The 24,566-nt window shown below is 60.8% G+C and carries 23 protein-coding genes and 1 tRNA gene; 16 read left to right on the top strand and 8 right to left on the bottom strand.

The genetic code is table 11. The annotated features are described in order from the left end of the window. Positions 1 to 14: 14 nt before the first annotated feature. The 7 genes from IVA95_RS31780 to IVA95_RS31750 all read left to right on the top strand — a co-directional run bounded on the left by IVA95_RS31780 (position 15) and on the right by IVA95_RS31750 (position 10,107). Positions 15 to 3,164, top strand: a complete 3,150-nt coding sequence (locus IVA95_RS31780; RefSeq protein ID WP_247514088.1) for an efflux RND transporter permease subunit — start codon at positions 15 to 17, stop codon at positions 3,162 to 3,164. Continuing rightward, on the top strand, positions 3,165 to 6,269 hold the full coding sequence (locus IVA95_RS31775; protein ID WP_247514087.1) for an efflux RND transporter permease subunit: 3,105 nt from the start codon (positions 3,165 to 3,167) through the stop codon (positions 6,267 to 6,269). Positions 6,270 to 6,303: 34 nt separating this feature from the next. Then, the gene (locus IVA95_RS31770) at positions 6,304 to 7,029 is read left to right on the top strand and encodes a tRNA-uridine aminocarboxypropyltransferase (protein ID WP_247514085.1); all 726 of its coding nucleotides are present in this window, start codon (positions 6,304 to 6,306) and stop codon (positions 7,027 to 7,029) included. Positions 7,030 to 7,236: 207 nt separating this feature from the next. Continuing rightward, positions 7,237 to 7,713 (top strand): hypothetical protein, encoded by a 477-nt coding sequence (locus IVA95_RS31765; protein WP_213247165.1) that lies wholly within the window; start codon positions 7,237 to 7,239, stop codon positions 7,711 to 7,713. A 506-nt stretch (positions 7,714 to 8,219) separates the two neighbouring features. Next, a complete protein-coding gene (locus tag IVA95_RS31760) occupies positions 8,220 to 9,080 on the top strand; it encodes a hypothetical protein (protein ID WP_247514084.1) in 861 nt (286 codons plus the stop codon). Between the two features lie 211 nt (positions 9,081 to 9,291). After that, positions 9,292 to 9,933: a hypothetical protein gene (locus IVA95_RS31755; RefSeq protein ID WP_247514082.1), complete on the top strand. Its 642-nt coding sequence runs from the start codon at positions 9,292 to 9,294 to the stop codon at positions 9,931 to 9,933. A 100-nt stretch (positions 9,934 to 10,033) separates the two neighbouring features. Next, positions 10,034 to 10,107: transfer RNA gene (locus tag IVA95_RS31750), tRNA-Cys, on the top strand. 58 nt (positions 10,108 to 10,165) lie between these two features. Here the strand turns inward: IVA95_RS31750 and IVA95_RS31745 are convergent. Beyond that, positions 10,166 to 10,345, bottom strand: a complete 180-nt coding sequence (locus IVA95_RS31745; protein ID WP_247514081.1) for a hypothetical protein — start codon at positions 10,343 to 10,345, stop codon at positions 10,166 to 10,168. A gap of 249 nt (positions 10,346 to 10,594) precedes the next feature. Here IVA95_RS31745 and IVA95_RS31740 point away from each other — a divergent pair, with 249 nt between their 5' ends. Further along, a complete protein-coding gene (locus tag IVA95_RS31740; RefSeq protein WP_247514080.1) occupies positions 10,595 to 10,852 on the top strand; it encodes a hypothetical protein in 258 nt (85 codons plus the stop codon). A gap of 31 nt (positions 10,853 to 10,883) precedes the next feature. Here IVA95_RS31740 and IVA95_RS31735 read toward each other — a convergent pair whose 3' ends face one another. Beyond that, the gene (locus IVA95_RS31735; protein WP_247514079.1) at positions 10,884 to 11,537 is read right to left on the bottom strand and encodes a TetR/AcrR family transcriptional regulator; all 654 of its coding nucleotides are present in this window, start codon (positions 11,535 to 11,537) and stop codon (positions 10,884 to 10,886) included. A gap of 102 nt (positions 11,538 to 11,639) precedes the next feature. On the opposite strand from IVA95_RS31735, the gene IVA95_RS31730 reads away from it, so the two are divergent. Together IVA95_RS31730 and IVA95_RS31725 are read left to right on the top strand one after the other, a co-directional pair. After that, complete coding sequence (locus IVA95_RS31730; protein ID WP_247514078.1) at positions 11,640 to 12,461, top strand: NmrA family NAD(P)-binding protein; 822 nt, start codon at positions 11,640 to 11,642, stop codon at positions 12,459 to 12,461. Between the two features lie 2 nt (positions 12,462 to 12,463). Continuing rightward, on the top strand, positions 12,464 to 12,949 hold the full coding sequence (locus tag IVA95_RS31725; RefSeq protein ID WP_247514077.1) for an anthrone oxygenase family protein: 486 nt from the start codon (positions 12,464 to 12,466) through the stop codon (positions 12,947 to 12,949). Between the two features lie 72 nt (positions 12,950 to 13,021). On the opposite strand, the gene IVA95_RS31720 is transcribed toward IVA95_RS31725, so the two are convergent. After that, positions 13,022 to 13,738 carry a choice-of-anchor K domain-containing protein gene (locus IVA95_RS31720; protein WP_247514076.1) on the bottom strand — a complete coding sequence of 239 codons (717 nt, stop codon included), beginning with the start codon at positions 13,736 to 13,738 and terminating at the stop codon, positions 13,022 to 13,024. 441 nt (positions 13,739 to 14,179) lie between these two features. On the opposite strand from IVA95_RS31720, the gene IVA95_RS31715 reads away from it, so the two are divergent. The 5 genes from IVA95_RS31715 (at position 14,180) to IVA95_RS31695 (ending at position 20,598) form a co-directional block, all read left to right on the top strand. Then, positions 14,180 to 15,574, top strand: coding sequence for an integrase family protein (locus tag IVA95_RS31715; protein ID WP_247514075.1), 1,395 nt, complete (start codon positions 14,180 to 14,182; stop codon positions 15,572 to 15,574). 348 nt (positions 15,575 to 15,922) lie between these two features. Next, positions 15,923 to 16,126 (top strand): AlpA family phage regulatory protein, encoded by a 204-nt coding sequence (locus IVA95_RS31710; protein WP_247514074.1) that lies wholly within the window; start codon positions 15,923 to 15,925, stop codon positions 16,124 to 16,126. A gap of 304 nt (positions 16,127 to 16,430) precedes the next feature. Beyond that, positions 16,431 to 16,574, top strand: coding sequence for a hypothetical protein (locus tag IVA95_RS31705; RefSeq protein WP_247514073.1), 144 nt, complete (start codon positions 16,431 to 16,433; stop codon positions 16,572 to 16,574). Next, a complete protein-coding gene (locus IVA95_RS31700; protein ID WP_247514072.1) occupies positions 16,571 to 17,968 on the top strand; it encodes a phage/plasmid primase, P4 family in 1,398 nt (465 codons plus the stop codon). Before IVA95_RS31705 ends, IVA95_RS31700 begins: the two co-directional genes overlap by 4 nt. A gap of 923 nt (positions 17,969 to 18,891) precedes the next feature. Further along, a complete protein-coding gene (locus tag IVA95_RS31695) occupies positions 18,892 to 20,598 on the top strand; it encodes a hypothetical protein (RefSeq protein WP_247514071.1) in 1,707 nt (568 codons plus the stop codon). Here the strand turns inward: IVA95_RS31695 and IVA95_RS31690 are convergent. The 3 genes from IVA95_RS31690 to IVA95_RS31680 all read right to left on the bottom strand — a co-directional run bounded on the left by IVA95_RS31690 (position 20,559) and on the right by IVA95_RS31680 (position 22,074). Then, entirely contained in the window at positions 20,559 to 21,233 is a 675-nt protein-coding gene (locus IVA95_RS31690; protein WP_247514070.1) for a PEP-CTERM sorting domain-containing protein, read from the bottom strand. The genes IVA95_RS31695 and IVA95_RS31690 overlap by 40 nt on opposite strands. Before the next feature lie 133 nt (positions 21,234 to 21,366). Continuing rightward, on the bottom strand, positions 21,367 to 21,915 hold the full coding sequence (locus tag IVA95_RS31685; RefSeq protein WP_247514069.1) for a hypothetical protein: 549 nt from the start codon (positions 21,913 to 21,915) through the stop codon (positions 21,367 to 21,369). A gap of 6 nt (positions 21,916 to 21,921) precedes the next feature. Further along, the gene (locus IVA95_RS31680; RefSeq protein WP_247514068.1) at positions 21,922 to 22,074 is read right to left on the bottom strand and encodes a hypothetical protein; all 153 of its coding nucleotides are present in this window, start codon (positions 22,072 to 22,074) and stop codon (positions 21,922 to 21,924) included. Between the two features lie 923 nt (positions 22,075 to 22,997). Between IVA95_RS31680 and IVA95_RS31675 the strand changes: the two genes are divergently transcribed. Next, positions 22,998 to 23,279: a hypothetical protein gene (locus IVA95_RS31675; protein WP_247514067.1), complete on the top strand. Its 282-nt coding sequence runs from the start codon at positions 22,998 to 23,000 to the stop codon at positions 23,277 to 23,279. A gap of 315 nt (positions 23,280 to 23,594) precedes the next feature. Here the strand turns inward: IVA95_RS31675 and IVA95_RS31670 are convergent, their stop codons facing one another. Next, on the bottom strand, positions 23,595 to 23,741 hold the full coding sequence (locus IVA95_RS31670) for a hypothetical protein (RefSeq protein ID WP_247514066.1): 147 nt from the start codon (positions 23,739 to 23,741) through the stop codon (positions 23,595 to 23,597). Next, positions 23,738 to 24,028, bottom strand: a complete 291-nt coding sequence (locus IVA95_RS31665; protein ID WP_247514065.1) for a hypothetical protein — start codon at positions 24,026 to 24,028, stop codon at positions 23,738 to 23,740. The genes IVA95_RS31670 and IVA95_RS31665 overlap by 4 nt, the downstream gene beginning before the upstream one ends. Between the last annotated feature and the right edge of the window lie 538 nt (positions 24,029 to 24,566).

Genomic DNA, 24,566 nt, shown 5'->3' with positions numbered 1-24,566 from the left:
GTGAGCACGCAGCCATGAGCGTCTCCGAACCGTTCATCCGCCGGCCGATCGCGACCTCGCTACTTGGGATCGCGCTGATGATCGGCGGCGCGCTCGGCTATTGGGCGCTGCCGGTATCGGCGCTGCCGCAGGTCGATTTCCCGACCGTGCAGGTGACGACGCAACTGCCGGGCGCCAGCCCCGACGTGGTCGCCTCGCTCATCACCGCGCCGCTGGAGCGCCAGCTCGGGCAGATTCCCTCGTTGTCCTCGATGCAGTCGACCTCGTCGTTCGGCGTCAGCCAGATCTCGCTGCAGTTTGACCTCAACCGCGATATCGATGGCGCCACGCAGGACGTGCAGGCGGCCATCAACGCAGCGGCAGGTATCCTGCCAAGGAATCTGCCGTATCCGCCGACTTACGCCAAGGTAAACCCGGCGGATGCGCCGGTACTGACCCTGGCGCTAACATCGGAGACGATTTCGCTGCGCGCCATGAGCGATATCGCCGATACGATCCTGGGCCAGCGGCTCAGCCAGATTTCCGGGGTCGGCCGCGTTGCCATCCTCGGCGGACTCAAGCCAGCGGTGCGGGTGCAGGCCGATCTGGCGCGACTCGCCGCCTACGGCATCTCGATGGAGGATCTGCGTAACGCCATCGCGGGCGCCAACGTCTCAGGGCCGAAGGGATCGCTCGACGGCGCGCAGCAGGCCTACACCATCGCCGCCAACGACCAGATCGCAGCGGCGGAGGCCTACAAGCCGATCATCATCGCGTATCGCAATGGCTCACCTGTCACGATAGGCGACGTCGCCATCATCATCGACGGACTGGAGAACGACCGGACCGGCGGCTGGTACCAGGGCACGCCGGCCGTGATCATTGATATCCAGCGGCAGCCCGGCGCCAACGTGATCGACGTTGTCAGGCAGATCCGCGACGAAATACCCAAGGTGCAGCGCGCGATCCCGGCCGGCGTCAATCTGACCATCGTCTCCGACCGCACCGTCACCATCCGCGCCTCGGTGCGCGACGTCCAGTTCACGCTGATCCTTTCCGTGGTGCTGGTCACGCTGGTGGTGCTGTTGTTCCTGCGGTCGCTGCGGGCGACGTTGATTGCGGGCGTGGCACTGCCGCTCTCGCTGATCACGAGCTTCGGCATCATGTATTTTTGCGGCTTCAGCCTCGACAACCTGTCGCTGATGGCACTGACGATCGGCACCGGCTTCGTGGTCGACGACGCCATCGTGATGATCGAGAACATCGTCCGCCACATGGAGAACGGCGAGTCGGTGATGGAGGCGTCGCTGAAGGGCGCCAGCGAGATCGGGTTCACGGTGATCTCGCTGACGGTGTCGCTGATCGCGGTCTTCATTCCGTTATTGTTCATGTCCGGACTGGTCGGACGCATGTTCCGCGAATTTGCGCTGACGCTGACGATCGCGGTCGTGACCTCGGCGATCGTGTCGCTGACGCTGACGCCAATGATGTGCTCGCGGCTGCTCAAGCATGTCGGGGAAGAGATGACGGTTCCGGGGCTTGCTGCCGTCAGCCGCTTCATCGATCGCATGGTCGCCTTCTACCATCGCACGCTGCTGTGGGTGCTGCAGCGCCAGCGCGCGACCCTTGTGGTGACGTTCGTTACCATCATTGCGACACTCGTGATGTATGTGATCGCGCCGAAGGGCTTTCTGCCGCTGCAGGATACGGCCTCGATCACCGCAGTGACGGAGGCCGGCCCCGACGTCTCCTTTGCCGAGATGCAAAGCCGGCAGGCGACGGCGGCGGCCGCGATTCAAGCCGATCCGGACGTGATCGGCGTGGTCTCCGTGATCGGGGCCGGATCGGTCAATCCGACCACCAATGTCGGGCGTCTGGTGATGACGCTGCGGCCGCGCGGCGAGCGGCACGATGACATTTCCGTGGTGGTCGACCGGCTGAAACAGCGCACAGCGAAGATTCCCGGCATGACCATCTATTTCCAGCCGGTACAGGACGTGCAGATCTCGACTCAGTCGAGCCGCTCGCAATACCAGTACACGCTGACCGGCACCGATGCGGCGCAGGTGACGCTGTGGTCGCAGAAGCTCATTGCGGAGATGCGCCGGGATCCGCTGTTCCGCGATGTCTCGTCGGAAGCGCAGGAGGGCGGCTTGCGGGCCGCACTCGATATCAACCGCCAGCGCGCGGGCCAGCTCGGTGTCAGTCTTCAGGCCGTCAACGACACCCTCAACGACGCTTTTGCGCAGCGGCAGATTTCGACCATCTACGGCCAGGCCAACCAGTATCGCGTGGTGCTGGAGGCGATGCCGATGTACCAGCGCGATCCATCGATCCTGTCGAAACTCTATCTCCCGGGGGCCGCGAGCACGACCGCCGGCGCGCCCGGCGCCCAGGTGCCGCTGTCGGCGGTGGCGACGCTGACCCGCACCACCGCGCCGCTGGCGATCTCGCATCTTGCGCAATTCCCGGCGGTCTCGCTCAGTTTCAACCTCGCCCCCGGCGAGGCGCTCGGCGAAGCCGTCGAGGCAGTCAAGAAGATCGAGACCCGGATCGGCATGCCCGGCAGCATCGTCGGCGTCTATGCGGGCGATGCGGCCGAGTTCTCGAAATCGTTGGCCGGCCAGCCATGGCTTATTCTGGCGGCGATCGTCACGATCTACATCGTGTTAGGGGTGCTCTATGAGAGCTACATTCACCCGATCACCATTCTCTCGACCCTGCCATCCGCCGGCGTCGGCGCCATTCTGGCGCTGATGCTGTTCGGGCAGGATCTGTCGGTGATCGGCCTGATCGGCATCATCCTGCTGATGGGCATCGTCAAGAAGAACGCGATCATGATGATCGACTTCGCGCTTGAAGCCGAACGGCATCAGGGCATGTCGCCTTCTGAGGCTATCGTGCAGGCTTGCCTGTTGCGCTTCCGCCCCATCATGATGACGACGCTGGCCGCGCTGTTCGGGGCGCTGCCGCTGGCAATCGAAAGCGGCACCGGCGCAGAGCTGCGATTTCCGCTCGGTATCTCCATCATCGGCGGGTTGCTGCTGAGCCAGTTGCTGACGCTCTATACGACGCCGGTGATCTATCTGGCGCTCGACCGGATCAATCGCAAAATCGAGAAGGCGGTGCCAGACCCAGGGCCGCCCGGACCCACGGTTGCCGGCGCCACCGAGGGGATGCAGTAGATGGCATCGATCTCGGAGCCCTTCATTCGCCGGCCGGTTGGCACCACACTGCTGGCGATCGGGCTCTTCCTGGTCGGCATCGTCGCTTACGTCTTTCTGCCGGTCTCGGCGGTGCCCAATGTCGACTTTCCGATGATCCGGGTATCCGCCACGCGGCCCGGCGCCGACCCTTCCGTGATGGCCTCGACGGTTGCCGCACCGCTGGAACGCCGGCTCGGCCAGATCGCGGGCCTCGACCAGATCACCTCGACGAGTTCGCTCGGTACCACCAGCATCCAGTTGCAGTTCTCGATCGGCCGCGACATCGATCGCGCCGCGCGCGACGTGCAGGCGGCGATCAACGCGTCACTGGCGGATCTGCCAAGCGACCTGCCGTCATTGCCGCGCTTTCGCAAAGCCAATCCCGCCGCCGCCCCGGTGTTCGTGCTGGCACTGACGTCGAAGACGCTGACGACGAGTGCGATGTACGACGTCGCCGATACGGTCATTGCGCAACGCCTCTCGCAGGTGCCGGGCGTCGGCGAAGTCAATGTCACTGGCGCCGACCAGCCGGCGGTACGGATTGCGCTCAACCCGGTGGCGCTGTCGAATGCCGGGATCGCCACCGACGACGTGCGGCTGGCCATCATCAACGCCAATCCGCTGGGGCCGGTCGGCATTTTCAACGGCGGCCGCCAGAGCGAGACGATTTCGACCAATAAGCAGATGCGCACCGCGGCCGAGTTCCGCGACATCATCATCAAGAGCTCGGCCGGCAATTTCGTCCGCCTTGCCGATGTCGCCGAGGTCGAGGATTCCGTCCGCAACAGCCGCTCGATCGCCTGGTTCAACAAGCAGCCGGCGGTCCTGATCCAGATCACCAAGCAAGGCGACGCCAACGTGATCGATACTGTCGATCGGGTGAGGGCGCTGCTGCCGGAATTGAAGCAGTGGCTGCCCGGCGGCGTGGAAATTTCGACGCTCGTCGATCGCACCGGCACCATCCGCGCCAGCGTGCTCGACATGCAGTACACGCTGCTGGCGACGGCGTTTCTCGTCATGGTGGTGGTGTTCGCGTTCCTGCGGCGGTTGACGCCGACCATTGCGGCAGGCGTTTCCGTGCCGCTGGCGCTGGCCGGCACCTGCGCCGGGATGTGGCTCGCCGGCTTCTCGATCGACAATCTGTCGCTGATGGCGCTGGCGATTTCCGTCGGCTTCGTGGTCGACGACGCCATCGTCATGATCGAGAACATGTACCGCAATCTCGAACACGGCATGGCGCCTTATCCGGCGGCGCTCGAAGGCGCCAAGCAGATCGGCTTTACCGTGCTGTCGATCAGCCTGTCGCTGATCGCTGCCTTTACGCCGCTGATCTTTATGGACGGGATCGTCGGGAGACTATTGCGCGAATTCTCGCTGACGCTGACCTTTGCCATCCTGGTGTCAACTGTCGTGTCGCTCACGATCACGCCGATGATCTGCGCCCACTACATCAAGCAGGCGACCTCCGATCGGGCAACCTGGTTCGACCGGCTGGTCGAGGGCACGCTGTCGCGCATCGTTTCCTTCTACACCTGGACGCTGCGGGCGGTGCTCGGCTTCCCGTTCCTGACCCTGCTCGTGTTCTTTGCCACCATTGCGCTGACGGTGGTGCTCTATATCAAGACGCCGAAAGGCTATTTCCCGACCGACGACAGCGGCCTTGTGATCGGTGCGACACGCGCATCTCCAGATACCTCCTTCCAGGCGATGCTCGGGCTGCAGCAGCAACTGGCCGATATCGTGATGGCCGATCCGGCGGTCGCCGCCGTCGGCTCTTCGCTCGGCGGCACCGCCGGGCCGGGCGGCGGCGGCTGCAACCGCGGCACCATGTTCATCAGCCTGAAGCCGCCGGAGGAGCGGGCCGGCATGTCGACCGCGCAGGTGATCGATCGCCTGCGCAAGGATCTCTATCGGGTCGCCGGTATCCGCCTGTTCATGTTCGCGGCACAGGACATCCGCACTGGCGGCCGGCAAAGCGATTCCGATTACCAGTATACGCTGTCGAGCACGAACCTCGAGCTCCTGCAGAAATGGGCCCCGCTGGTCGCCAAGCGCATGGAAACGGTGGAGGGCATCACCGACATCTCCAGCGACCGCGACCCCGGCGGGCTGCAATTATCGCTGGTGATCGACCGCAAGACGGCTTCAAGCCTCGGCGTTCGCGTCCAGGACATCGATAACGCCCTGAACAACGCCTTCGCGCAGCGCCAGATTTCGATCATCTACACCCAGCGCAACCAGTACATGGTGGTGCTGGAAATCGATCCGAAATTCCAGAGCGACCCTGCCAACCTCGAGCGGATCTTTGTGGCCGGCGCCAACGACGCCCAGGTGCCGCTATCGGCCGTGGTGCGCTACCAGCGCGGCCTGTCGCCGCTTGCGGTGTATCACTCGCAATCGTTTCCCTCGACGACGGTCTCGTTCAATCTCCTGCCCGATGTGCCGCTGGAGGTCGCGACCTCCAATATCCAGCGGGCGGTCGAGGAACTGCATATGCCGGAGGGCATCCGCGGCAGTTTCGATGGCAGTGCCGGCGATTTCAACAAGACCAGCGGGCGGCAGCCGCTGCTGATCCTCGGCGCGTTGGTGGCGATGTATATCGTGCTCGGTGTGCTCTATGAGAGCCTGGCGCATCCGATCACGATCATCTCGACCTTGCCGTCTGCGGGCCTTGGCGCGCTATTGGCGCTGCAGGTGACGAATACGCCGCTCACGGTGATCGCCTTCGTCGGCATCATCCTGTTGATCGGCATCGTCAAGAAGAACGGCATCATGATGGTGGATTTCGCGCTGGATGCCGAGCGCCACCGTGGCCTGTCGTCGGCGGAGGCGATTTTCGAGGCGTGCCGCGCCCGCTTCCGGCCGATCCTGATGACGACGATGGCGGCGCTGTTTGCCGGCATTCCGCTGGTCATCGCCACCGGCCCCGGCACCGAGCTGCGCCGGCCGCTCGGCATCACCATCATCGGCGGATTGTTGGTTTCGCAGATCCTGACGCTGTACACGACGCCGGTGATCTACCTTCTGATCGATCGGCTGCGGCAGCGATCCCGGCCGGCCGCGATCGCCGCGCCTGCCGAATAGTTGAATTACTCGCCACGAAGCGTATAGCGGGCGGATGTCAGTCCAATCCAATCCCCAGGCCGGCGCGGAAGCGATCCCGGAATGTCCGCATTGCAGCAAGCCGCTGCCGCTCTGCATCTGCGACAGCGTCACGCCGATCGAGAGCAAGATCTCCCTCCTGATCCTGCAGCATCCGCAGGAGCAGGACAGGGCGCTCGGCACCGCGCGGCTGACTGCGATGCACTTCAAGGACGCGGTCGTCAAAATCGGCCTGTCCTGGCCGAGCCTTTCCAAGGCGCTGGGACGGAAGGTCGACGATCCCTCCCGCTGGGCGGTGCTCTATCTCGGCTCCGCCAAGGTCGCCGATCTCGATACCGATGCCGAGCTCGTCGCGATCAACCGCAAGGGCGAGGTCGAGCCGCACCAGCGCGCCATCCTCTCCGACATCGAAGGCATCGTGCTGCTCGACGGAACCTGGAGCCAGGCCAAGGCGCTGTGGTGGCGCAACGCGTGGATGCTGAAGTGCCAGCGGGTCATTCTGGGTCCGAAGCGCCCGTCGCGTTACGGCAAACTCCGCAAGGAGCCGCGCCGCGACGGCCTGTCCACCATCGAGGCCGCCGGCCTGCTGCTCGCCGGGCTCGAGAAGCGGCCCGAGATCGCGGAGGCGCTCAACGCCAGCTTTGACCGCATGTTGGCACGGTATCTGGAAGTGCAGGCGGAAATGCCGGAACTGGCACCAAAGCCGAAGAAGCGGGATTATCGGCGGCGCAAGCGCGGGTAACTACGACGTTCGCAATGGATACTAGGCGCAGGGTTCGTTGCCGTTAGCGCATAACGAGTGTCGCGCCGCTACACTCGGAGAACTGAAGCCGCTGCGGGCCCGGTTCCAATGTCTGCTACAATACATAGCGGCCTGTGGACAATGATGACATCCCCATTGACGGTGATAAGTTCTTTGCTCTCCGCGTAACAATTTGGAGCAAAGTCGATGTCTTTAAGTACAGAAATCCTCACTCGATCTCCATTGCTCGACGCTGATGAAATCGAAGGGGAAATCGGCACTCTCATCTACAACGCCCGGCGAGGGCCCGTTATCCAAGAGATACCCCATAGCGATGACCACCCGTTGCCAAAAGGCCCAATGCCCGACTATGTCGAGCACAAGGAAGGGGTCAATCAGGTCGGCAAGCTGTCAGCCGAAGCCGTGGTCCGCGAATATGATGCGGCAGTGAAAGAGATTGAAGCACTAGGTGCGGAACTAACCGACGCCGCCAAAAGATGTGAAGCGATGGTTGCTGGCGTTCACGCCATGGTGTCCGAGATTAAGGAATTGGCGGCGAACTATCGCGAGGAAGGCAAGCGCTACTTTCTGCAGATCGAGGATTGTTCCTTGATGACGTCCGAAGTCCGCACCGTCTGCGAGACGCTCAAAAAGAAAATTGCAGGGAGTAGTCTCGTGGCCTGATGTTCCGGCTTTGGCCGGTCTTGCTGGTGGCCGCGCCGTTCATCGTCGTGGCCATCAGCATGTTATTGTAGTCGCGCAACCGGGCATTGACGCAAAGCAGTTCACCTTATGGCCGAAGGGCTCACTCGGTGAGCGCCTTCGATGTTCAAACGCGCGTGAGACCGGCCGCAATAGGCTGCGGCCCGGATAGCGGCGCGCCGGTGAAAAAGCCGCCCACGGGAGCCTGAGGGCGCCGTCCGAGTTCCTATGCATTGTGGCGATATGTCGCCAACGCCGCCGCGGGACACGGGGAGCATTTGCAGGCTTAATGGATTATCTGCGTCGAGTGCATCTGAAGTCGGCCGGCTTGGCGCGGCTCGTCTTCAGCACGTACGCGCAAGGCTCACGATGACGAAGCGTAGTGGGATCACCGCCCTCGCAGTCAACGGAATTCGGGCCGCAAATACTGCAATCGAACGGACGGAACTTGTCTCCTGTACGTTCTCCAGGGAAAGGACACACGCGCATTGTCGTCTTCGATCAGCTCGCATCTTCCTTTCGGTGGCGCCGAAATCAGCCTGCGAAAGAAATTCCGCCTGTTCTTCACGGTCGGCATCATCGTGCTGTTACTTGGCGGCGCCAAGGCAATCGTTCACTATCTCGGATTCGAGTTCCTCGAGCTCAACGGGCTGGTGACCAGCGGCATTGGTGGCGCGATATTCATTATCGGCTTCCTGCTGTCGAGCATTCTCAAGGATTACAAGGAAGCCGAACAAATTCCGACGGCACTACGCACCGCGATCGAAGCAATCGACGGCGATCTGGAATGCTTCGCGCGGACCAACGAGCGCTTCAATCTCAGGGAAGCGCGGCTGATCCTGGTCGGGGTCATTGCAAAGCTGCGCGAAGGGCTGGACCGCGCCTACGACCACAAGAACATTTCCCCCGTGCTCGACGAGCTCAGCAAGCTGACGCCCATCCTCGGCCGACTGGAGAGCATGGGCATGGCTGCGAATTTCGTCGTACGCCTTCGCACCAATCACGATGCGATGCGCAGGGCACTGCTTCGCATCTACACCATCCAGCGCGTCGAGTTCGTCCCATCGGTGCATGTGCTCGTGCAAACTCTGGTGTTCTCGATCATCGTCCTGTTGCTCCTGCTCAAGACGGAGGGCGATCCGGCCGCGGCCCTACTGTTCGGATTCATCACCTACATGTTCGTCTACGTCCTGTATCTGATCCGGCTGCTCGAACAGCCCTTCGCCAAAGGGCAGGGCTCCGTCGACGACGTCAGCTTTTTCCTGCTTGATGAACTGGAGGAGCAATTGCGCCGCTCGCTCGACCCAGCCGTTGGACGGCCGCGGCTTCAGGCAATAGAGCGGGTCTGAGCAGTGCACGATGTCTGGACGGCGCGGCGACGGTGCTGCGCCGTCCCCGTCCGCATACTCTATTTGTTTGACGCGGCCTGGCCGGCCAGATGGCAGGTTGGTGCGGACACACGTTGCTCCATTCCGTCGCTCGCACTATGACTGACGCGTCGGATGCAAGCGGAGCGACGCGATGGAACTTGTGGCGCATTGGCGCCTGTCGAAACGGGCTTTGATCGATCTCGTTTTCTTTTGCGGCGTTCCGATCGTGCTGGCACTGCTTTCGGTCATTCTCGGACCGTATGCGGCCACCATGGGAGGCGCGGGGGCGACTCTTTATGTTCTCTCGCTCGCCATTGTGCCTTGGTGCCTGACCGGCCTCGCCACCCAATTGGTGAGCAAAAGAGCAAAGGGAAAACTGCCGCTTTGGCTGATCGCGGCCATCGGTGCCGTCGTTTCCGGACCTTTCGTGTCGCTGTACGTCTATTTCGTCAATTCGATCGCTTCAGACATCTGGCCTGCTCTGGATGCTTTGCGGCCGGCGACGTTCAGCGCGGAACATCTCAAATCCGCCGCCCTGTCCGAGGGGCGGGCTATCGTTCTCTGGATCGCCTTTGTCGTCATTTTCCATGAGACGCTGGGATGGGAGCGGTTTGCGGCGCCGGCCAAGGAAACGGGCTGCGAAGACCGTTTTCAACTGAGCGGTGCCGAATGGACGGCGGAAGACGATGCGCTGCTGCGCTCGCTGATCGGCAGCGGCAAGCCCCCGAGGGCCATCGCAGTGGAAATGAAGCGGACGGTAGGAGCCATCCGCGCAAGGACCGCCAAGCTGGGTCTGCGGAACAATCGCCTCGGCAATACGCCCGCCGGTTGAGGCGGCGATTCGGGCCGTCAGTTTGCTAACCAGCGCGGGACAGGATTTCCGCTGCTGGTTGCCTATCCGGGGCAGGGCGTATATGAGTGCGCCCCGATGGGGCCACGTGGCGGAGTGGTTACGCAACGGTCTGCAAAACCGTGTACACCAGTTCAATTCTGGTCGTGGCCTCCATCCATATAATCAATGGCTTAGACCGATTACAGGAGAGGCCGTGGCAAACGGCTTCGGGTCAGCAGGCGGCGTACCAGCCCTCAGGGAACGGAACCAGCGGCCAAGAGGCTCCATTGTCGTTAGCGGCGCGTGGCGACGGATAAAAGCGCTGGGTCTGGACCACGAAATCATCCTCCGGGGCTGGCGCAACGGCCGTCTGCACGGCTTCCAGCAGCAAATCGTATTCAACTTCGCTCATCGCGCTCTCCGGGTTCCAGAGGCGATGATCTCAAAAGTATTTTGTGCTCAGATTGAGCGGATCGTTCGAAGTTTAACGACTCGGCGATCGCGGCAAAGCTGGTTACTAAAGTGTTGAGTTTTTCGTACGTACGCTAGGCCAGCACACGCGCGGCGCGCGTGAGACAAATCACATTTTAAAAACTAATTCGCGTATTCGGCCGGATGGCGCCTGCCTTGTCAAGGCGGGCATGGTCCGGGAGACGGAGTTATGAAGGCAAGGTTTGCGCGAGGTGCGGCTCTTCTCTGTCGTTCTCGCCGGGCTTCGACGCTCGGTTTCCTGCTCACGCTGATGGCGAGCGGCCCGGCCCATGCCCAACAAGGCACACCCGAACAGCGCAGGGCCTGCACGCCCGACGTCTACCGGCTCTGTGCCGGCGAGATCCCGAACGCGCGTGCGATCACCGCATGCCTGCGCCGGCAGAAGGCGAGCCTGAGAGCCGCTTGTGCTGCGGTGTTCGAGCGGTAGGGGCGGGGCCGTACGGCATCCGCCGACATTCTCACATCTCCAGCGCCGCCAGATTCTTCGGCAGCATCCGCTTGAACAAGGTAAGGATGCGGGCAGCCTCCTTTGTGTCCTGCGTGATGGCATGGCGGACGGTCGCCGCAATCAGCGTCATCATCAGTCGAGAAAACGAGGCCAGCGCAGTTGCGGGCGCATCGGGTGCGATCCGCCGCAGGGTGTCGCCGAGCAGCCCGGCGAGATAGGCGCCGTCCTCCTCGTCAAGCTTTTGCAGCGCCCGGTCAGCCTGCGTCGCTTGCCAGATGTCGCGCATGAGCGGCACTTCCATGAACACCCGATAATAGCTGTCAGTAATGCGGCACAGGGCCGGGTGCAGATCGCGGGTAGTCCTGACCACGGCGAGATCGCGCCGGACGCAATCGCGGCCGATCTCGTTGTAGCGTTCCGCGAGCGTGCCGATAATCGCGGTCTTGTCCGGGAAGTATTGATAGAGCGAGCCGAACGGCACGCCGCTGCGTTCGACGACGTCACTCATGCGGAAGGCTTCGCTACCTTTCTCGGCCATCAGCTCTGCTGCGCATTGCAGGATTTTCTCGAACCGCTCGCGGCTGCGCTGCTGGGTCGGAACCAGTCGCGCCAACACGGGCGCAGCCGTTGCGGCCACGTTCTGTCCGGCTTTTCGCCTTGCCATCGGTCCTCTCACGTAAAAGCGACTTGACGTTACCAATACGAGAGTTTATCGGGTTTGGCAAATACGAGATATTCTCGTATTGCATTCAGAAAGGAGGAATCCATGTCAGAACTCCCTATCCTGATCGTCGGCGGCGCGGGCAAGACCGGCGCGCGAGTCGATGCGCTGCTAAGCGCGAGCGGCATCCCGACGCGGCTGGTGTCACGTTCGACACCTGTCCCGTTCGACTGGACCCGGCCCGAGACGTGGCCGGCCGCGTTTGCCGGCGTCGCGATGTCCTATGTCACTTACCAGCCGGACCTTGCGGTCGAAGGTGCCGCTGATGCGATCGCGGAAGTGGGCCGGCTGGCGCGCGAGAATGGGCTCGAGCGCGTCGTATTGCTGTCGGGGCGCGGCGAACCGGGCGCGCAGCGGGCGGAGGCGGCGCTGCAGCAATCCGGCGTTCCCTGGACCATCGTGCGCGCAAGCTGGTTCGATCAGAATTTTTCCGAGGGTCATCTGCTCGAGGGCGTGCTCGCCGGCGAAGTCGCTTTGCCGGCCGGCGACGTGCCCGAACCGTTTGTCGACGCCGACGATATCGCCAAGGTCGTGGTCGCGGCGCTGACGGATCGGCGCCATGCCGGCAAGGTCTACGAGGTGACGGGACCGCGCGCGCTGACGTTCGCGCAAGCGGTCGCCGAGATCGCCGATGCCGTCGGTCGCCCGGTCCGATACCGGCAGATCGCAGCGGAAGATTTTGCGGCCGGCATGCGGCCCCATCTGCCCGACGACGTCATCGAACTGATGTTGGAATTGTTCACCGTCCTGCTCGACGGGCGCAATTCGGCTGTCGCACACGGTGTCGAGCAGGCGCTCGGGCGTCCGGCGCGGGATTTTTCCGATTATGCCCGCCGAACCGCCGCGACAGGTGTCTGGAGGGCATGATCATGCTGCAGATGTTGATCACCGGGCTGCTGTGGTTTTGCGCCATCGGCTGCGGTCTGCTCGCCGGCCTCTACTTCGCGTTTTCGACCTTCGTCATGACGGCGCTCGGCCGGATCGGGCAGGCCTCGGGCATCGCGGCAATGAACGCGATCAACGCCACGATCGTGCAGTCGCTGTTCATACCGATCTTCCTGGGAACCACGGCGGCGAGTGCGGCGCTGGCGGTAATCGCGCTGTTGCGCTGGAGTGAGCCCGGCGCGATAGCGATGCTGGCCGGCGGTCTACTCTATGTGCTCGGCATGTTCGTCGTGACGATGGTCTTCAACGTGCCGCTGAACAACGCGCTTGCCGCGGCCGATCCGGCAAGCAACGAGGCCGCCTCGCTGTGGGCGCGCTACCTGACGGACTGGACACGCTGGAACCACGTGCGGACGGTCGCATCCACGGCGGCTTGTGCGCTGTTTATCGCTGCGATTGCGGCGCGGTAGGCGCCGGAGATGCCGGCAAACAAAAGCCGCCCGGATCACGGGCGGCTTTGGCGTTGTTTTCGGGGAGTGAGATTAGGCCGCGGGAAGCGCGTTTCCGCCGCGCTTGCGGCGATAGGCCATGAAGCCGACGCCGGCGAAGCCTAGGATCATCATCGCCCATGTCGAGGGTTCCGGGACCGGCGGGGCAGCCGTAAAGTCTGCCACGATGTAAAGCGTCGACGTCCCGTACTCCGGGTTGATCCACTTGCTTCCATTGTACCATCCATCACCGACTTCAACGAAGTGAATGTCGGAAACCGTAACGCCGTTGAGCGTGAATGGACCAAGATTGCTGAGCGCGGTCTGGCCGATGTTGAAGATGTTGTCAGCCGACGGATTGGTCGTCTGCCGGATGTTCAGGTTGAACACCTGTGCATCGGACGTCACGCTCGGCGAGGTGAAGCTCAGCTTGAACTCGTAATTGACGTTGAAGTTCTGGTCGGTGTTGTAGGTCGCGAGATTCACCCAGGTGATTTTGCCGATGACGAAGTCGTTCTGATTGGTCGGGACATTGGTGCCGACGATGTCCGTGATGGTCAGCGTGCTCGGCTGGTTCGTCGGCCACGACGCGCCCGACATCTTGAGCACGTTCTTGTCGGGAGAAATGGAGCAGTCAGGGCTACCGTTACTGCAATTGGAGATATTGGAGAAAGTGCCGTCGCCGGTGAAACTCACGAGCGCGGCGTTTGCCGGCGAATGTAAGATGCCGGCGAGTAAACCCGCGGCCAAAAATTTAAATACCTTATCCACAATAGACACCCCAAATTTTTATCGATTTATTAAATGGAACTCTCTCAGATATTATATAGGCAGTCAAGTGTGGTGTAATTAATTTCCCGAAATTAAATGCGGGGCCGCCAGGTTGCGTGAGGGCCCGTGTTCACCCGTAAGGGTGTCCTCGGCGGTAACGAACCCGAAGACAACACCACCTCGGCCGGCCTCTGCCGCGCTGATTGCGATTGTCCTGTCGTGCCGGAAAATAGAAAAGCCGTAGGCTGGCTCCCCGGGCTGGATTCGAACCAGCGACCATTCGATTAACAGTCGTGTGGGGCAACATTTCTTTCAGCTTCATAGCATTTCATAGCGTTACGCTAGTGCTTGTATCTATTGACTTTTTGACGATTTGACTCATCGTGGCATCTCAGCGGCTCACAGCGCATTGCGCGTTCTTGTGGCCCCGAAGAGGCCCAGATGCCGAAGACCGATCATCGCGTCACACTGACTCCCACCAAGATCAGCGGCCTGAAGCCGGCCAAAAAGGGCCAGCGCTACCAGGTCATGGATGCACAGGTGCCCGGCTTCGGCGTTCGAGTAACCGACACCGGTACCACTACCTTCATACTTCGCACCAGGTACCCTGGCAGCGATACGCCGAGCCGCCGCGAGCTGGGCAGGGCTGGTCTCATGACGCTCGCCGCCGCCCGGGAGAAGGCCCGCAAATGGCGAGAATTGGTCGAGCGGGGAGTCGATCCATCCGAGCAGGAAGAGCGCGAGCGTACTGATCAACTCCTGAAAAGGAGAACCACGTTTGCCGCTGTGGCCGAGGACTTCATACGGGAAAAGCTCCCCGGCGAACGAAACGGTAAGGATATCGAGCGCGAGATCCGAAAGGATTTGCTCCCGAACTGGAAAGATCTGCCAATAACCGAAATCACCGATCTACAAGTCTCGTCCCTTATCAAGGCCAAGGGACGGTCGGGGAGGGGTAGGAAGGCCGGCGCGCGAAACCTTTTTGCGCTGGTCAAGCGACTATTCCGATGGGCGATGGCGCAGCCCGAATACGGGCTTAGGGCTTCTCCGTGCGAAAATCTTCGGGCAAAGGATCTTTTGGGTGGAAGGTCACGGCGGACTGGGCGGATACTTTCTAATGAGGAGCTGTTCGCGCTTTGGCGATCGGCAAAGCGGATGTCATATCCAGTCGGCCCCGCTTACCAATTGCTCGCTCTGACAGCGCTGCGGCTCAACGAGGCCGTAGATGCCGAAGAAGCGGAGTTTGATTCGATGGTGATGCGACTTCTGCGCAACCAGAAAGACCGCCAACCAATCGATTGGCGTGCGGTACCGGAAGAACGACTTATTTGGGTTGTCCCTGCAGAACGAATGAAGGGTAAGGATAGCGGAGAGAAGCAGGCCCGGGCGCACGCCGTGCCGTTGACGCGGGACATCCTCGAACTGTTGGAAACTCTTCCCCGGTTCAAGAGGGGTAAGTTTTTATTCTCGACCACCTTCGGTCAGTCTCCGACCTGGATAGGCACAAAGATTAAGAAACGCCTCGACAAGCGCATGCTGCTGACGCTTCGAGCGATGGCCAAGCGCAGAGGTGACGATCCCGCCGACGTTACGCTGCCACACTGGGTCAATCACGATATTCGCCGCACCGTCCGAAGCCACCTATCACGCCTCAAAGTAACGGAGGAGGCGAGGGAGGCGGTCCTGGCGCACGCGCGGCCGGGCATCAAGGGCACTTATGATTTGCACGATTACCTCGCCGAGAAGCGCGAAGCGTTGGAGCTTTGGGCCGCGCGTCTGCGTGAAATCGTGACGCCACGACCTGACAATGTAATAAAATTTCGTACAACGGCTTGACGATGTAAGGGGGTTCGCGGTATGTTCTTTTCCGTGCTGGCGCCCACCACCGATCATCTTCCGGGATGGCGGACGGCGCCTACCGAGAGGAGCACACTCTAGCTTAGTTCACTTCGGCGCCCTCGGTGAGAGGGCAAGAGATCGCGGTTTACCGCGTGCCGGGCAGGCCCCGGGCGTAGACCCATAGACGGGGCGCAACAAGTCCGAAGGAAGTAGCTAACCGGTTAGCCCCTCGCGGCAGGGGGGCGCTCAGCGCGAGCACCGGGGAGAGAAACAGGATTGAAACCCTGGGTCTCGCCCCTATTCGCATTCGAGCGCATGGCGAGTCCCTAATCGGAGATTCGCCAGATGGCACCTCGGCTTATTCCCTACGACGCATTAGCGGCTAAGTGCATCCCATACTCAAAACCGCATCTTTGGCGGCTCGAGAAAGCTGGGAAGTTTCCCAAACGCGTTTCGATAGGCGCCGGTCGATACGCTTACGTTGAGGCCGAGATCGACGAGCACATCGCTAAGAAAATCGCCGAGCGCGATGCGCGGGGCGCGGCATGACATCTCGCGCAAACCGGACGGCCGAACCTGAAATCCCCGCTGACGCTCAGTCCGTCTACGACGGCCGGCACCATCTTGGCTGGACGTTTCGTCGCGGGAAGAGCTTTGAAGCGTTGAAGCATGACCGAACGAGCCTTGGTGTCTTCGACACGTTGTTGCAGGCTAGAAATGCCGTGTGGGTCGGGGAGGGCGGAGCAATATGATCGCTCAGGTCCACGCCTTCCCCCTCCGTCGCCACCGCCACTTCGTCCAACGCCTGGCTCAAGAAGTTTCGCGCGCGGGCCCTAACAGGACGCGCGACGCCATGATCGAGGCACTCGGCATCGAGTGGGACCGGCTCGAATCTTATGGCGTCGAGTGCGACGAAATCGAGCGACATATCCACGAGCTCGCGCGTGAGCTTTGGCTGCGCGTGGATCGCGTGGGCAGCTCGGCGGTGCGCGCATGAACATCAAACCGAACTTGGCGCATGTGGTTGACAACGCACGTCCCGTCGTAACGAGTCTTGATGAGGTTGTTGCCGAAACTCGAGAGCTCGAAAAGGTGATCACGCAAGATGGGGTCGCCCGCGTATTTGCGCGCAGCTTTGCGGGCCGCCTTCGTTATTGTCACCACACCGAGGACTGGTATTGCTGGCGCGAAACGCATTGGCAGCGGGACGAAACCAAGGCTGCCTTCGAGTTCGTGAGAGTGCTGGCCAGAGAGGTCAGCGAAAAGGGCGAAGCCAAGGACCTCAAGGAAATCCGCAAGACGGCATTCGCGTCTGGAGTGGAGCGATTCGCAAGGAGTGACCCGGCTCTTGCGGTGACCTCCGAGAAATGGGACCTCGATCCCTTTCTGTTGGGTACTCCGAAGGGCACAGTCGATCTCAGGACTGGCCGCCTTCGTGCGAGTGATCCTGATGAGGGCATAACGAAAGCGACAGCGGTTGGCCCCGCCATCACCGCCGACTGCCCGCAGTGGCGCCAGTTCATCCGTGAAACCACGAACGGCAACGATGGCTTGGCGCGGTTCCTCCAGCAATGGGCCGGTTATTGTCTGACTGGTGACATTTCAGAGCACGCGCTGTTCTTCGGTCACGGAGACGGCGGCAATGGCAAGGGCATTTTCGTAAACACCATCAACGGCATTTTGGCCAATTATGGCACGGTTGCACCCTCGGACACCTTCACCGCGAGCTACCACGATCGGCATCCTGCAGAACTCGCCATGCTGCGCGGCGCGCGCCTCGTAACGGCAAGCGAAACTGAGAAGGGGCGAGCCTGGGCCGAGAACAGGATCAAACAACTCACTGGTGGTGATCCCATTACCGCCCGCTTCATGCGCGGAAACTTCTTCACCTTCCAGCCATCGTTCAAACTGACGATCATCGGAAACCATCAGCCGACCCTTGAGAATGTGGATGCGTCAACGAAGCGGCGCTTCAACATCATCCCCTTCGAGCACAAGCCGCCGCGCCCCGATCTACATCTGATGGACAAGCTGCGAGCGGAATGGCCGGCGATTCTTCGTTGGATGATTGACGGCTGCCTGGACTGGCAACGTAGCGGTTTGGTCCGGCCGGGTATCGTTCTGGATGCAACCGCCGACTATTTCGAAGAGCAGGATCTATTCGGACAGTGGCTGGCCGCTTGCTGCGAGACAGTCAATTCGGCTGCAACGACAAGCACCTCTCTTCTCTACGACTCCTGGAAGTCGTTCTCCGCCAAGGTAGGCGAGAAGGCCGGAAGTCACAAAGCTTTCGGCACCGCCCTGGAGAAGCGCGGGTTCAAACGAGGACGTTCTGGGACGAGCCGCTTCTTCCGAGGCGTTCGGCTTCGTCCGCCGGGGAGTGACGCATGACGCATTGTGACGCATTTCCCTATTTTTGCGGAAATACACGCGCGCGCATAAGAGTCATACGGAAGACGCGTCATGATGCGTCACATGCGTCACTGGGTATGTGTAACCCAGCCGCTGACGAGACGCGCGATGCGCGGGCCTTCGGCCTAAGCGTTGCCCTAACGGGCACCGCTCTCTTAAGCCGGAGCAAGGTGATAATCCGGTCTTCGAAGAAGGGAAGGAAGGATATCTCCGGTCGTATCGCTGGAGAAGGCGCATGACCCGGGCCCGCCCACACCCGTGCACCGGGCAAGGTCGCTCCAGCGCCCGCCGGATCAACGGCAAGCCTAGTGCGCTAGGCCACCTGGTTAGCGGCCAACCGCAAACCTCGCCCCAGCTCGCCCTAATCCGCCCTCGTAGGTTGGCCACCAGTGCGCGCTCGATCGTTGGCCGGTCTGTTCACTCCCGCCGCAGCCAACGCACCCACGGCCGTCTACAGCCCGGCACGGGTGCATGTCGGGGCAAAAACCGTAGGGACCGTACAAACGCTTTTTGCCTGTGCGCGCCGGATGCGCCCGGCATTTCTGCATATTCCGGATTCTCAGAATCCCGGTTTTATTGTCAGCGGAGGCGCCCGTGGTAGCGCGATATAGGCCAACAAGGGGTTTCAAGAACCGCCCCAAGGCGTTGCGAAGAGCAATACTTCACATACTGGATCGGCGAGACCGCCTCACGAGCAGCGAAATCGCTGGCTGCGCGTTCAGCTTCGGCCGCATCATGATCCGTCCGGGGCACCGGATTCCGACGCAGTCGGAGGAGTCTTCCACCCGCCGTGCGCTCCGCCGACTGGTCGCATCGGGGAAAGTCGTGAAGGCCGGCCGGTATCGGCGAAGCGCTTATCAGCGTCACCGCGATACGTTCGCTCTCGCCACGCAGGATCGGCGATGACCGACCTCGAGATCGATGCAGCGATCGAAGTGCACCGGGCGGCGATCGATGCCCTCGAAGCCATGAGGCAAACTCGCGCCTCGTCGACACCGCCAGCACCGGCTACTGCTCGAAGGCCAATCGCGAAGCGGCGGTGGGAGCTGGCAGCGCGGGCATTCCGCCGCTTTCCGTTCGAGGCGCATACTGTTTCCCAGCGCCTGAAGGGGGTCGGAAGCGAGGGGCGGTGTTCTTATGGAGGTCATCCATTGTTTCAACCGGATGGCGCCGGACGTTTTCCCCGAGCTCCAGCCGCATCATTTCGAACGGGAGTCCTGAAATTGCCAGTCCTAGCAACGATCACCGCGCGCGCCGCCATCCTCGGTGGGAGAGCGGGCGCGCCTGTCTTTCCCGCCCTTCGGAATTACGTCGCCGAAGGAGATAGCATCACGGACAGCCAGCAGGGTAACACCGCAGTCGGAAAGGGCTATGCTAACGCGGCCGCCGTCCTGGCCAATCCTGCGCTAGCAAGACCGTTCACCAACATGGCGGTTAGTGGGGGCGCGATGGGCGAACTGAATGGCCGCGCTGCGGCAGTGGACGCTCTACTGCAGTCCGGTGAGGCCAATATCCTGTCCATCTTTATCGGGGCCAATACCGACGCTGGCGCAACATTCCTGACCCAACTGGCCGCGTACTGTGATGCCCGCCGATCTGCTGGCTGGCATGTGCTGCTTGGCACGCTGCTGCCGCGCATCAACTCTACGTTCAACACCAACCGCGCCGTTGCAAATCCCGAGATAAGGTCGTGGATCACGAACGGCTCCATCGTCGCTGGCAAGCATGCTGGTGGCATCTTCGACTTCGCTGCTGATCCTGTGATCGGTCCCGATGCTGCCGCTTCGAACACGACTTACTTCAGTGATGGTCTTCATCCGACCTTGACCGCTCAAGTACGCATGCGGAATGTCTTCTGGCCCGTCCTTGACGCAACGATGAGTAACGTCAGCACGAACCCGATCATCACTTCGATTTCGAGCTACTCGACAGAGGCAGGTAGCCCGGACAACCTGATCGAGTTGTTCGCGGATCGCGGCGTGACCTGGAGCATTTCAGGCGATGCTGCCATCACGCTGCAAGACGGCTGCCGCATCAAGCTGAACACAAGCACCCCAGGCTCCTACGCCACCACGATCACGGCGACGGACGGCAAGGGCCGCACAGGCACTCAGACGTTCACCTGGACTGTCGTGAACCCGCCTGCGGGATATGGTCCGAACCTCGTCGTCAATGGCAAGGGGTTGATTGGACGCAGCGCGAAGGGCCTGTTCGGCTTCATGAGCAACGAAGCGCTGTGGTTCGAGAACTTCACGACAATCGATTGGCTCACACGAGAGCCTAAGGCTGGCGGAGGTTCCGAGTACAAGGTCCAAGGCACGGGTGGTGGCTTTCCGCAGGGTCCGACGGTCACGATCCCGACCGAAGCAGGCGCGACTTACAAAATCGACGCCATTCGCAAAGGCACCGCATCAGGAGGCCCGATCTTCCGTGTGGATGGCTCGTCGAGCGCATTCCTGACCACGAACAACGTGACTGATACAGCGTGCACGGGCACAGCTACGGCCGGCGGTGCCACGATGTCGCACATCCTCTACATCAATAACGGTGGTGCCGAGAACGGCGCTGCCTATTTCAGCGACCTCGCCATTCGAAAGGTCTTACCGTAGCGAGAAACAAAGCCGAGCCCAGCGAATCCGATCAGGAGCATCGCCCACGTTGAGGGCTCGGGGACCGCAGCGGAAATGCCATCGACCGTTACTCTGATTGTTTCAGGGGTAAGCCTGTAGGATTCGCTGATGTAAGTGAAATTTCCGGCGACACTATAGAAGTAGTAGCCCGAGCCGCTCAGCCCGTCCAATATCGAAAAGGGCTCGGTTATCGAACTCGGTATGTCTGGATGACTCACGTTGATGGACAGCGGCCGATTAGACTGGCCTCCCTTGCCGTAAACATAATCAACGATTGTCTGCGACGTCGATCCCGCAGATGCGTTGTCGGCCGAGAATGGAGAGTTAGCCACTACATCAAAGAAGAAAGAACCGAAAGCGTACCCCACCTTGTATCCCGATAGTGTCGAGCTGGTAGGAGATTCGCTATAATACGCAAACGGCGTGAGGGTATCGAATATGAAAGTAAGGCTAAAGGGAGTGGGATCGACTTGAACCGTTGTAAACTGGGAAATGGCAGGATTGCCGGTAGTGATCGTGCCACTGTAAGTGCCCGTGTAATCAATCTGAATGATTGACGCGTTCGCAGACGCCCCGGCAAGCAGTGAAAGCAGCAAGGTCAAAAGTATCCGCATTACAAACACTCCTACTCAACAAAACCCCATTCCACCTTCCCGCGGCGGTTGAGTCAATCGAGCGCGCGCAAACAAAAAGACCGCCCGAAGGCGGTCTCTATAGCGGAGCTGATGGGCGGCTGATCAGGATAATCTAGGCCCCACCCTCCAGAGAGGCGCGAGCGACGCTCAAAGGAAGAAACATCTGAAGCTCGCCCGCAGCAAATCGCTCGAAATCGTGTTTTGCGTACAGCTCCGCAACTTCTTCGTCCAAAGCATCCAATGCGAGTGCAAACGCTCCAGCGATTTCTGATATCTCAAGCGACTGCTGTATGGCATGAGCGATCAGTTGTTTTCCGATACCGCCGCCTGCGCATTCGTCCGTTACTCCGATCATCGCTAGATAGATGGCCGGCACCGCAGCCACGCGGGAGAATTTCTCCTTAGCCGTTTCGGATACGTCTTCGGGCACAAGCGACTTCAGCGTAAGCGTGTAAAAGCCAAGCACGCGCTTGGTGCCTGGAGCTATCGCGACGTACACCCGCACCTTGTAGGCGTCGTGGTCCTTTCTCGCATTATTCCGGCAATAATTCTGGATCTTGGGTGTTGAGGCGCAGCAAAAAGCCCCTCGTTCATGAAGAGAATCGAGGGGCTGAATCTCTATTTCAACGGGATCTGGGCGATCCCCCTTCGCGATCGGCATAGATTCCTATTTTGATTTCTTGTAGCTCAGCATCAACCGCTTGAGTGCATCGCTTGGCTTTTTGGGATCTTCGATCGCCTTCAAAAGCTTCGCAAACCCCTCATTCGAGACAGGCTTTGACCACTGCTCAAATTCTTCTTCTTTCAGTAGAGCGGCCATCGCTGACCTCCAAATCTCAAAAGCACCCCTGCTTGGTGCTGTACATGTACCGGTCTGTATGACGCTGCGCAAGAGCGGGCGGTTCCAAAATACCCGCGTTTTCTTAACGATTCTTGCGGGAACCCGCCTTCTGATCCCAATCGGGTAGATTTTTAACCAAATCAGTGAGACTCTGTCCGCGGAGCCTAGACAACCCCCGAAGCGGTCCCTTGCCGGGGAATGCGCTTCATCCGCGATAGGCCTTGCAAAACGGCCCCAGCTTGCGCTGGAAAGTTGGCTGGGGCCGCCACTTTCTCCCGGCTTGGCTCCACGATCTGCCGGGAGCGATGGAATCGACTCTCAGTAAAGCGGTAGGTTCCTAAGAAGGGTCCGACGCAGGGCTGTGGGCTCGACGGATCTTCCCGCGTTCCGTTCACTATTGGACAAGACGTTGCCATCTTTTCCCGCTTCTATCGGGGTGCTTGGCGGGTACCCACTACCCTGTCCGGCAATTTGAAAGATACTTTGATGGCCTCGGCGCACGGCCTCGCGCTGGGGCCATTTTTATTCTGGGCCGCTACACCTCATAATCAAAAGCCACGCCTTCGGGATCACCTGATCCGGCTGTTGATCTGCCGACATCCGCTGCGGTACGAGTGCTGGCGGCTTCGTCGGTAGTTGTAGAGCTTCTAGGGGCCCGCCGGTTCACGCTGACGGGCCTGCCTTTGTCAGTGACCGTACCGACGGTCCCCAACTGGCGGCCTATTCTGTACGGCCCCTGGCTAAAATGCCCCCAAGCCCCTAGCCGGGGGGTAATCTCGAGTGGTCGGCGGCCCTGGCGCGTTGCTTATTGCCAGGGCCGCACGCATCACTCATGCGTTGGTACTCTCCGTATTCCCTGTGCCCTAACTCGTATTGCGAGTGTCCTAGTTCGCAGAGGAAGGATGGACTTAGCTCCGCATTTTCCGGCGGCAATGCCCCGCTACTACTTCGATGTCCGCGAGGGGGACGATGTCATCTCTGATGACGAAGGTCTCGAGCTCTCCGGCATTGAGGCCGCGTGGGTGGAGGCCGTCCACTCACTGGCTGACATCTTGCGCGACGGGGTCCGAGCGCGCGGCCAGGGCGCGGATCACCGCATAGCAATCGAGGTCCGGGACGGCACCGGTCCGGTCCTAGCGGTGAAGGTCACGTTCGAGGCTGAGTGGCACGCGATAGCCCCCTAAGTCAGTGACCTCTTTTCCGTTGCGCCGGCGACCTGCGCGTGCGGAGATAACCAGCCTCAATCTAGGAGACTCCCTAACATTTGGTAATGTGGTGCGCCGAATCGGGGTCTCCCGCGCATGAGGACGCCTAAACCCAAAGAGTGGACCGGCTCGGAGATGCAGCAGCTGGCCAGATTGGCTAGACGAGGAACGCGCGCATCAAAAATTGCCGCCGAACTTGGAAGGCATGCCGGATCGGTAAAGCGAATGGCTCGCTCGATGGGCCTGTTGCTGAAGAAATAGGGTACGCACGAGGCACCTCAATTGGCGGCCTTTTCATTCGAGCACTTCATATTCAAAGGCCACGCCTTCAGGGTCGTTTTCCTCGAACCATTTTTCCGCGGCAGCCACATTGGCAAACATCTTGATGTGCTCGGGGTCGCCAACCTGCTTGCTGGTGTTGACGTATACAAGAATGGTCATTGGTCTCTCTTCAGCTTGCGCTTTCCCCAATGATGACTTTTGCGCTCGGGATCAAAGACCCGCTCGACGTGAAGGTTCAACGCCCGCATGACGCCGATCCGGGCCAACATCGTTGGGCCGCCGTTCTCCGCAACGAGGATGAGCGCCTCCATGGCAGCCTGCCATTCGGGCGCGGAGTGCTCTGCGTTGGGCAGCTTCATGACGTAGCTGGCGGCGTCCCCCAAGGTGAGGAGCCGCCGGCCATTCGGAAGCGGAATCGGGTCTTCAAACGGTGTGGACCAGGGCAAGGAAACCTTCAAAAGGACAAGAGCAGCGGAATTTCTTGCTTAGGCGGTCCAAGTGCGATCTCCGCACTGCAGGCATTCAAACATTTGAATCACAACTCCGCTTTCAGATTCCACGATCGTCCGGACGAGAGTGAGCTTTCCTCCGCAGAAACGGCAGTCATAGTTTGACTGGTAGTGAACAGTGGCAATCTTCTCAGCTCGAAATAGCTCCATAACGGCCCCCACCCTCGAGTTAGGATACGGAGCATCGGTTTCGGAAGCTTACCGCGCCGTTGTCTTACGGGAGGGCTCCGGCTGGAGGTTGGGAGTGCGCGTTCCGGAGCCGTCCTCTTGCGCGCCTGTCCGAGCGCCTGCATCGCGTCACGCGATCATTGCTGTTGCCTAAGCTCCGCGCCAGGGAAGGTTCCTATTGAGCGAAGGAGCCGCTCCGCATTTGGCGGCAGCAAAAATTGGAACGAAAGCAGCGAATGAAAATTTCCGGAGCTTCCACAGCTATGGAGCTTCCACAGCTATAAGGAGATCGTCATGAAAGCATCAG

This window comes from Bradyrhizobium sp. 157 (assembly GCF_023073815.1).
Classification (GTDB): domain Bacteria; phylum Pseudomonadota; class Alphaproteobacteria; order Rhizobiales; family Xanthobacteraceae; genus Bradyrhizobium.
The sequence above is the reverse complement of the archived record's forward strand: the minus strand, read 5'-3'. Positions and strand labels throughout refer to the sequence as shown.

Excerpts from the sequence above, each read along its gene's own strand:
- IVA95_RS31780 (WP_247514088.1), top strand. The coding sequence starts at position 15 with ATGAGCGTCTCCGAACCGTTCATCCGCCGGCCGATCGCGACCTCGCTA.
- IVA95_RS31775 (WP_247514087.1), top strand. The coding sequence starts at position 3,165 with ATGGCATCGATCTCGGAGCCCTTCATTCGCCGGCCGGTTGGCACCACA.
- IVA95_RS31770 (WP_247514085.1), top strand. The coding sequence starts at position 6,304 with ATGTCAGTCCAATCCAATCCCCAGGCCGGCGCGGAAGCGATCCCGGAA.
- IVA95_RS31765 (WP_213247165.1), top strand. The coding sequence starts at position 7,237 with ATGTCTTTAAGTACAGAAATCCTCACTCGATCTCCATTGCTCGACGCT.
- IVA95_RS31745 (WP_247514081.1), bottom strand. The coding sequence starts at position 10,345 with ATGAGCGAAGTTGAATACGATTTGCTGCTGGAAGCCGTGCAGACGGCC.
- IVA95_RS31740 (WP_247514080.1), top strand. The coding sequence starts at position 10,595 with ATGAAGGCAAGGTTTGCGCGAGGTGCGGCTCTTCTCTGTCGTTCTCGC.
- IVA95_RS31735 (WP_247514079.1), bottom strand. The coding sequence starts at position 11,537 with ATGGCAAGGCGAAAAGCCGGACAGAACGTGGCCGCAACGGCTGCGCCC.
- IVA95_RS31730 (WP_247514078.1), top strand. The coding sequence starts at position 11,640 with ATGTCAGAACTCCCTATCCTGATCGTCGGCGGCGCGGGCAAGACCGGC.
- IVA95_RS31725 (WP_247514077.1), top strand. The coding sequence starts at position 12,464 with ATGCTGCAGATGTTGATCACCGGGCTGCTGTGGTTTTGCGCCATCGGC.
- IVA95_RS31715 (WP_247514075.1), top strand. The coding sequence starts at position 14,180 with ATGCCGAAGACCGATCATCGCGTCACACTGACTCCCACCAAGATCAGC.
- IVA95_RS31710 (WP_247514074.1), top strand. The coding sequence starts at position 15,923 with ATGGCACCTCGGCTTATTCCCTACGACGCATTAGCGGCTAAGTGCATC.
- IVA95_RS31705 (WP_247514073.1), top strand. The coding sequence starts at position 16,431 with ATGATCGAGGCACTCGGCATCGAGTGGGACCGGCTCGAATCTTATGGC.
- IVA95_RS31700 (WP_247514072.1), top strand. The coding sequence starts at position 16,571 with ATGAACATCAAACCGAACTTGGCGCATGTGGTTGACAACGCACGTCCC.
- IVA95_RS31695 (WP_247514071.1), top strand. The coding sequence starts at position 18,892 with ATGACCGACCTCGAGATCGATGCAGCGATCGAAGTGCACCGGGCGGCG.
- IVA95_RS31690 (WP_247514070.1), bottom strand. The coding sequence starts at position 21,233 with ATGCGGATACTTTTGACCTTGCTGCTTTCACTGCTTGCCGGGGCGTCT.
- IVA95_RS31685 (WP_247514069.1), bottom strand. The coding sequence starts at position 21,915 with ATGCCGATCGCGAAGGGGGATCGCCCAGATCCCGTTGAAATAGAGATT.
- IVA95_RS31680 (WP_247514068.1), bottom strand. The coding sequence starts at position 22,074 with ATGGCCGCTCTACTGAAAGAAGAAGAATTTGAGCAGTGGTCAAAGCCT.
- IVA95_RS31675 (WP_247514067.1), top strand. The coding sequence starts at position 22,998 with ATGGACTTAGCTCCGCATTTTCCGGCGGCAATGCCCCGCTACTACTTC.
- IVA95_RS31670 (WP_247514066.1), bottom strand. The coding sequence starts at position 23,741 with ATGACCATTCTTGTATACGTCAACACCAGCAAGCAGGTTGGCGACCCC.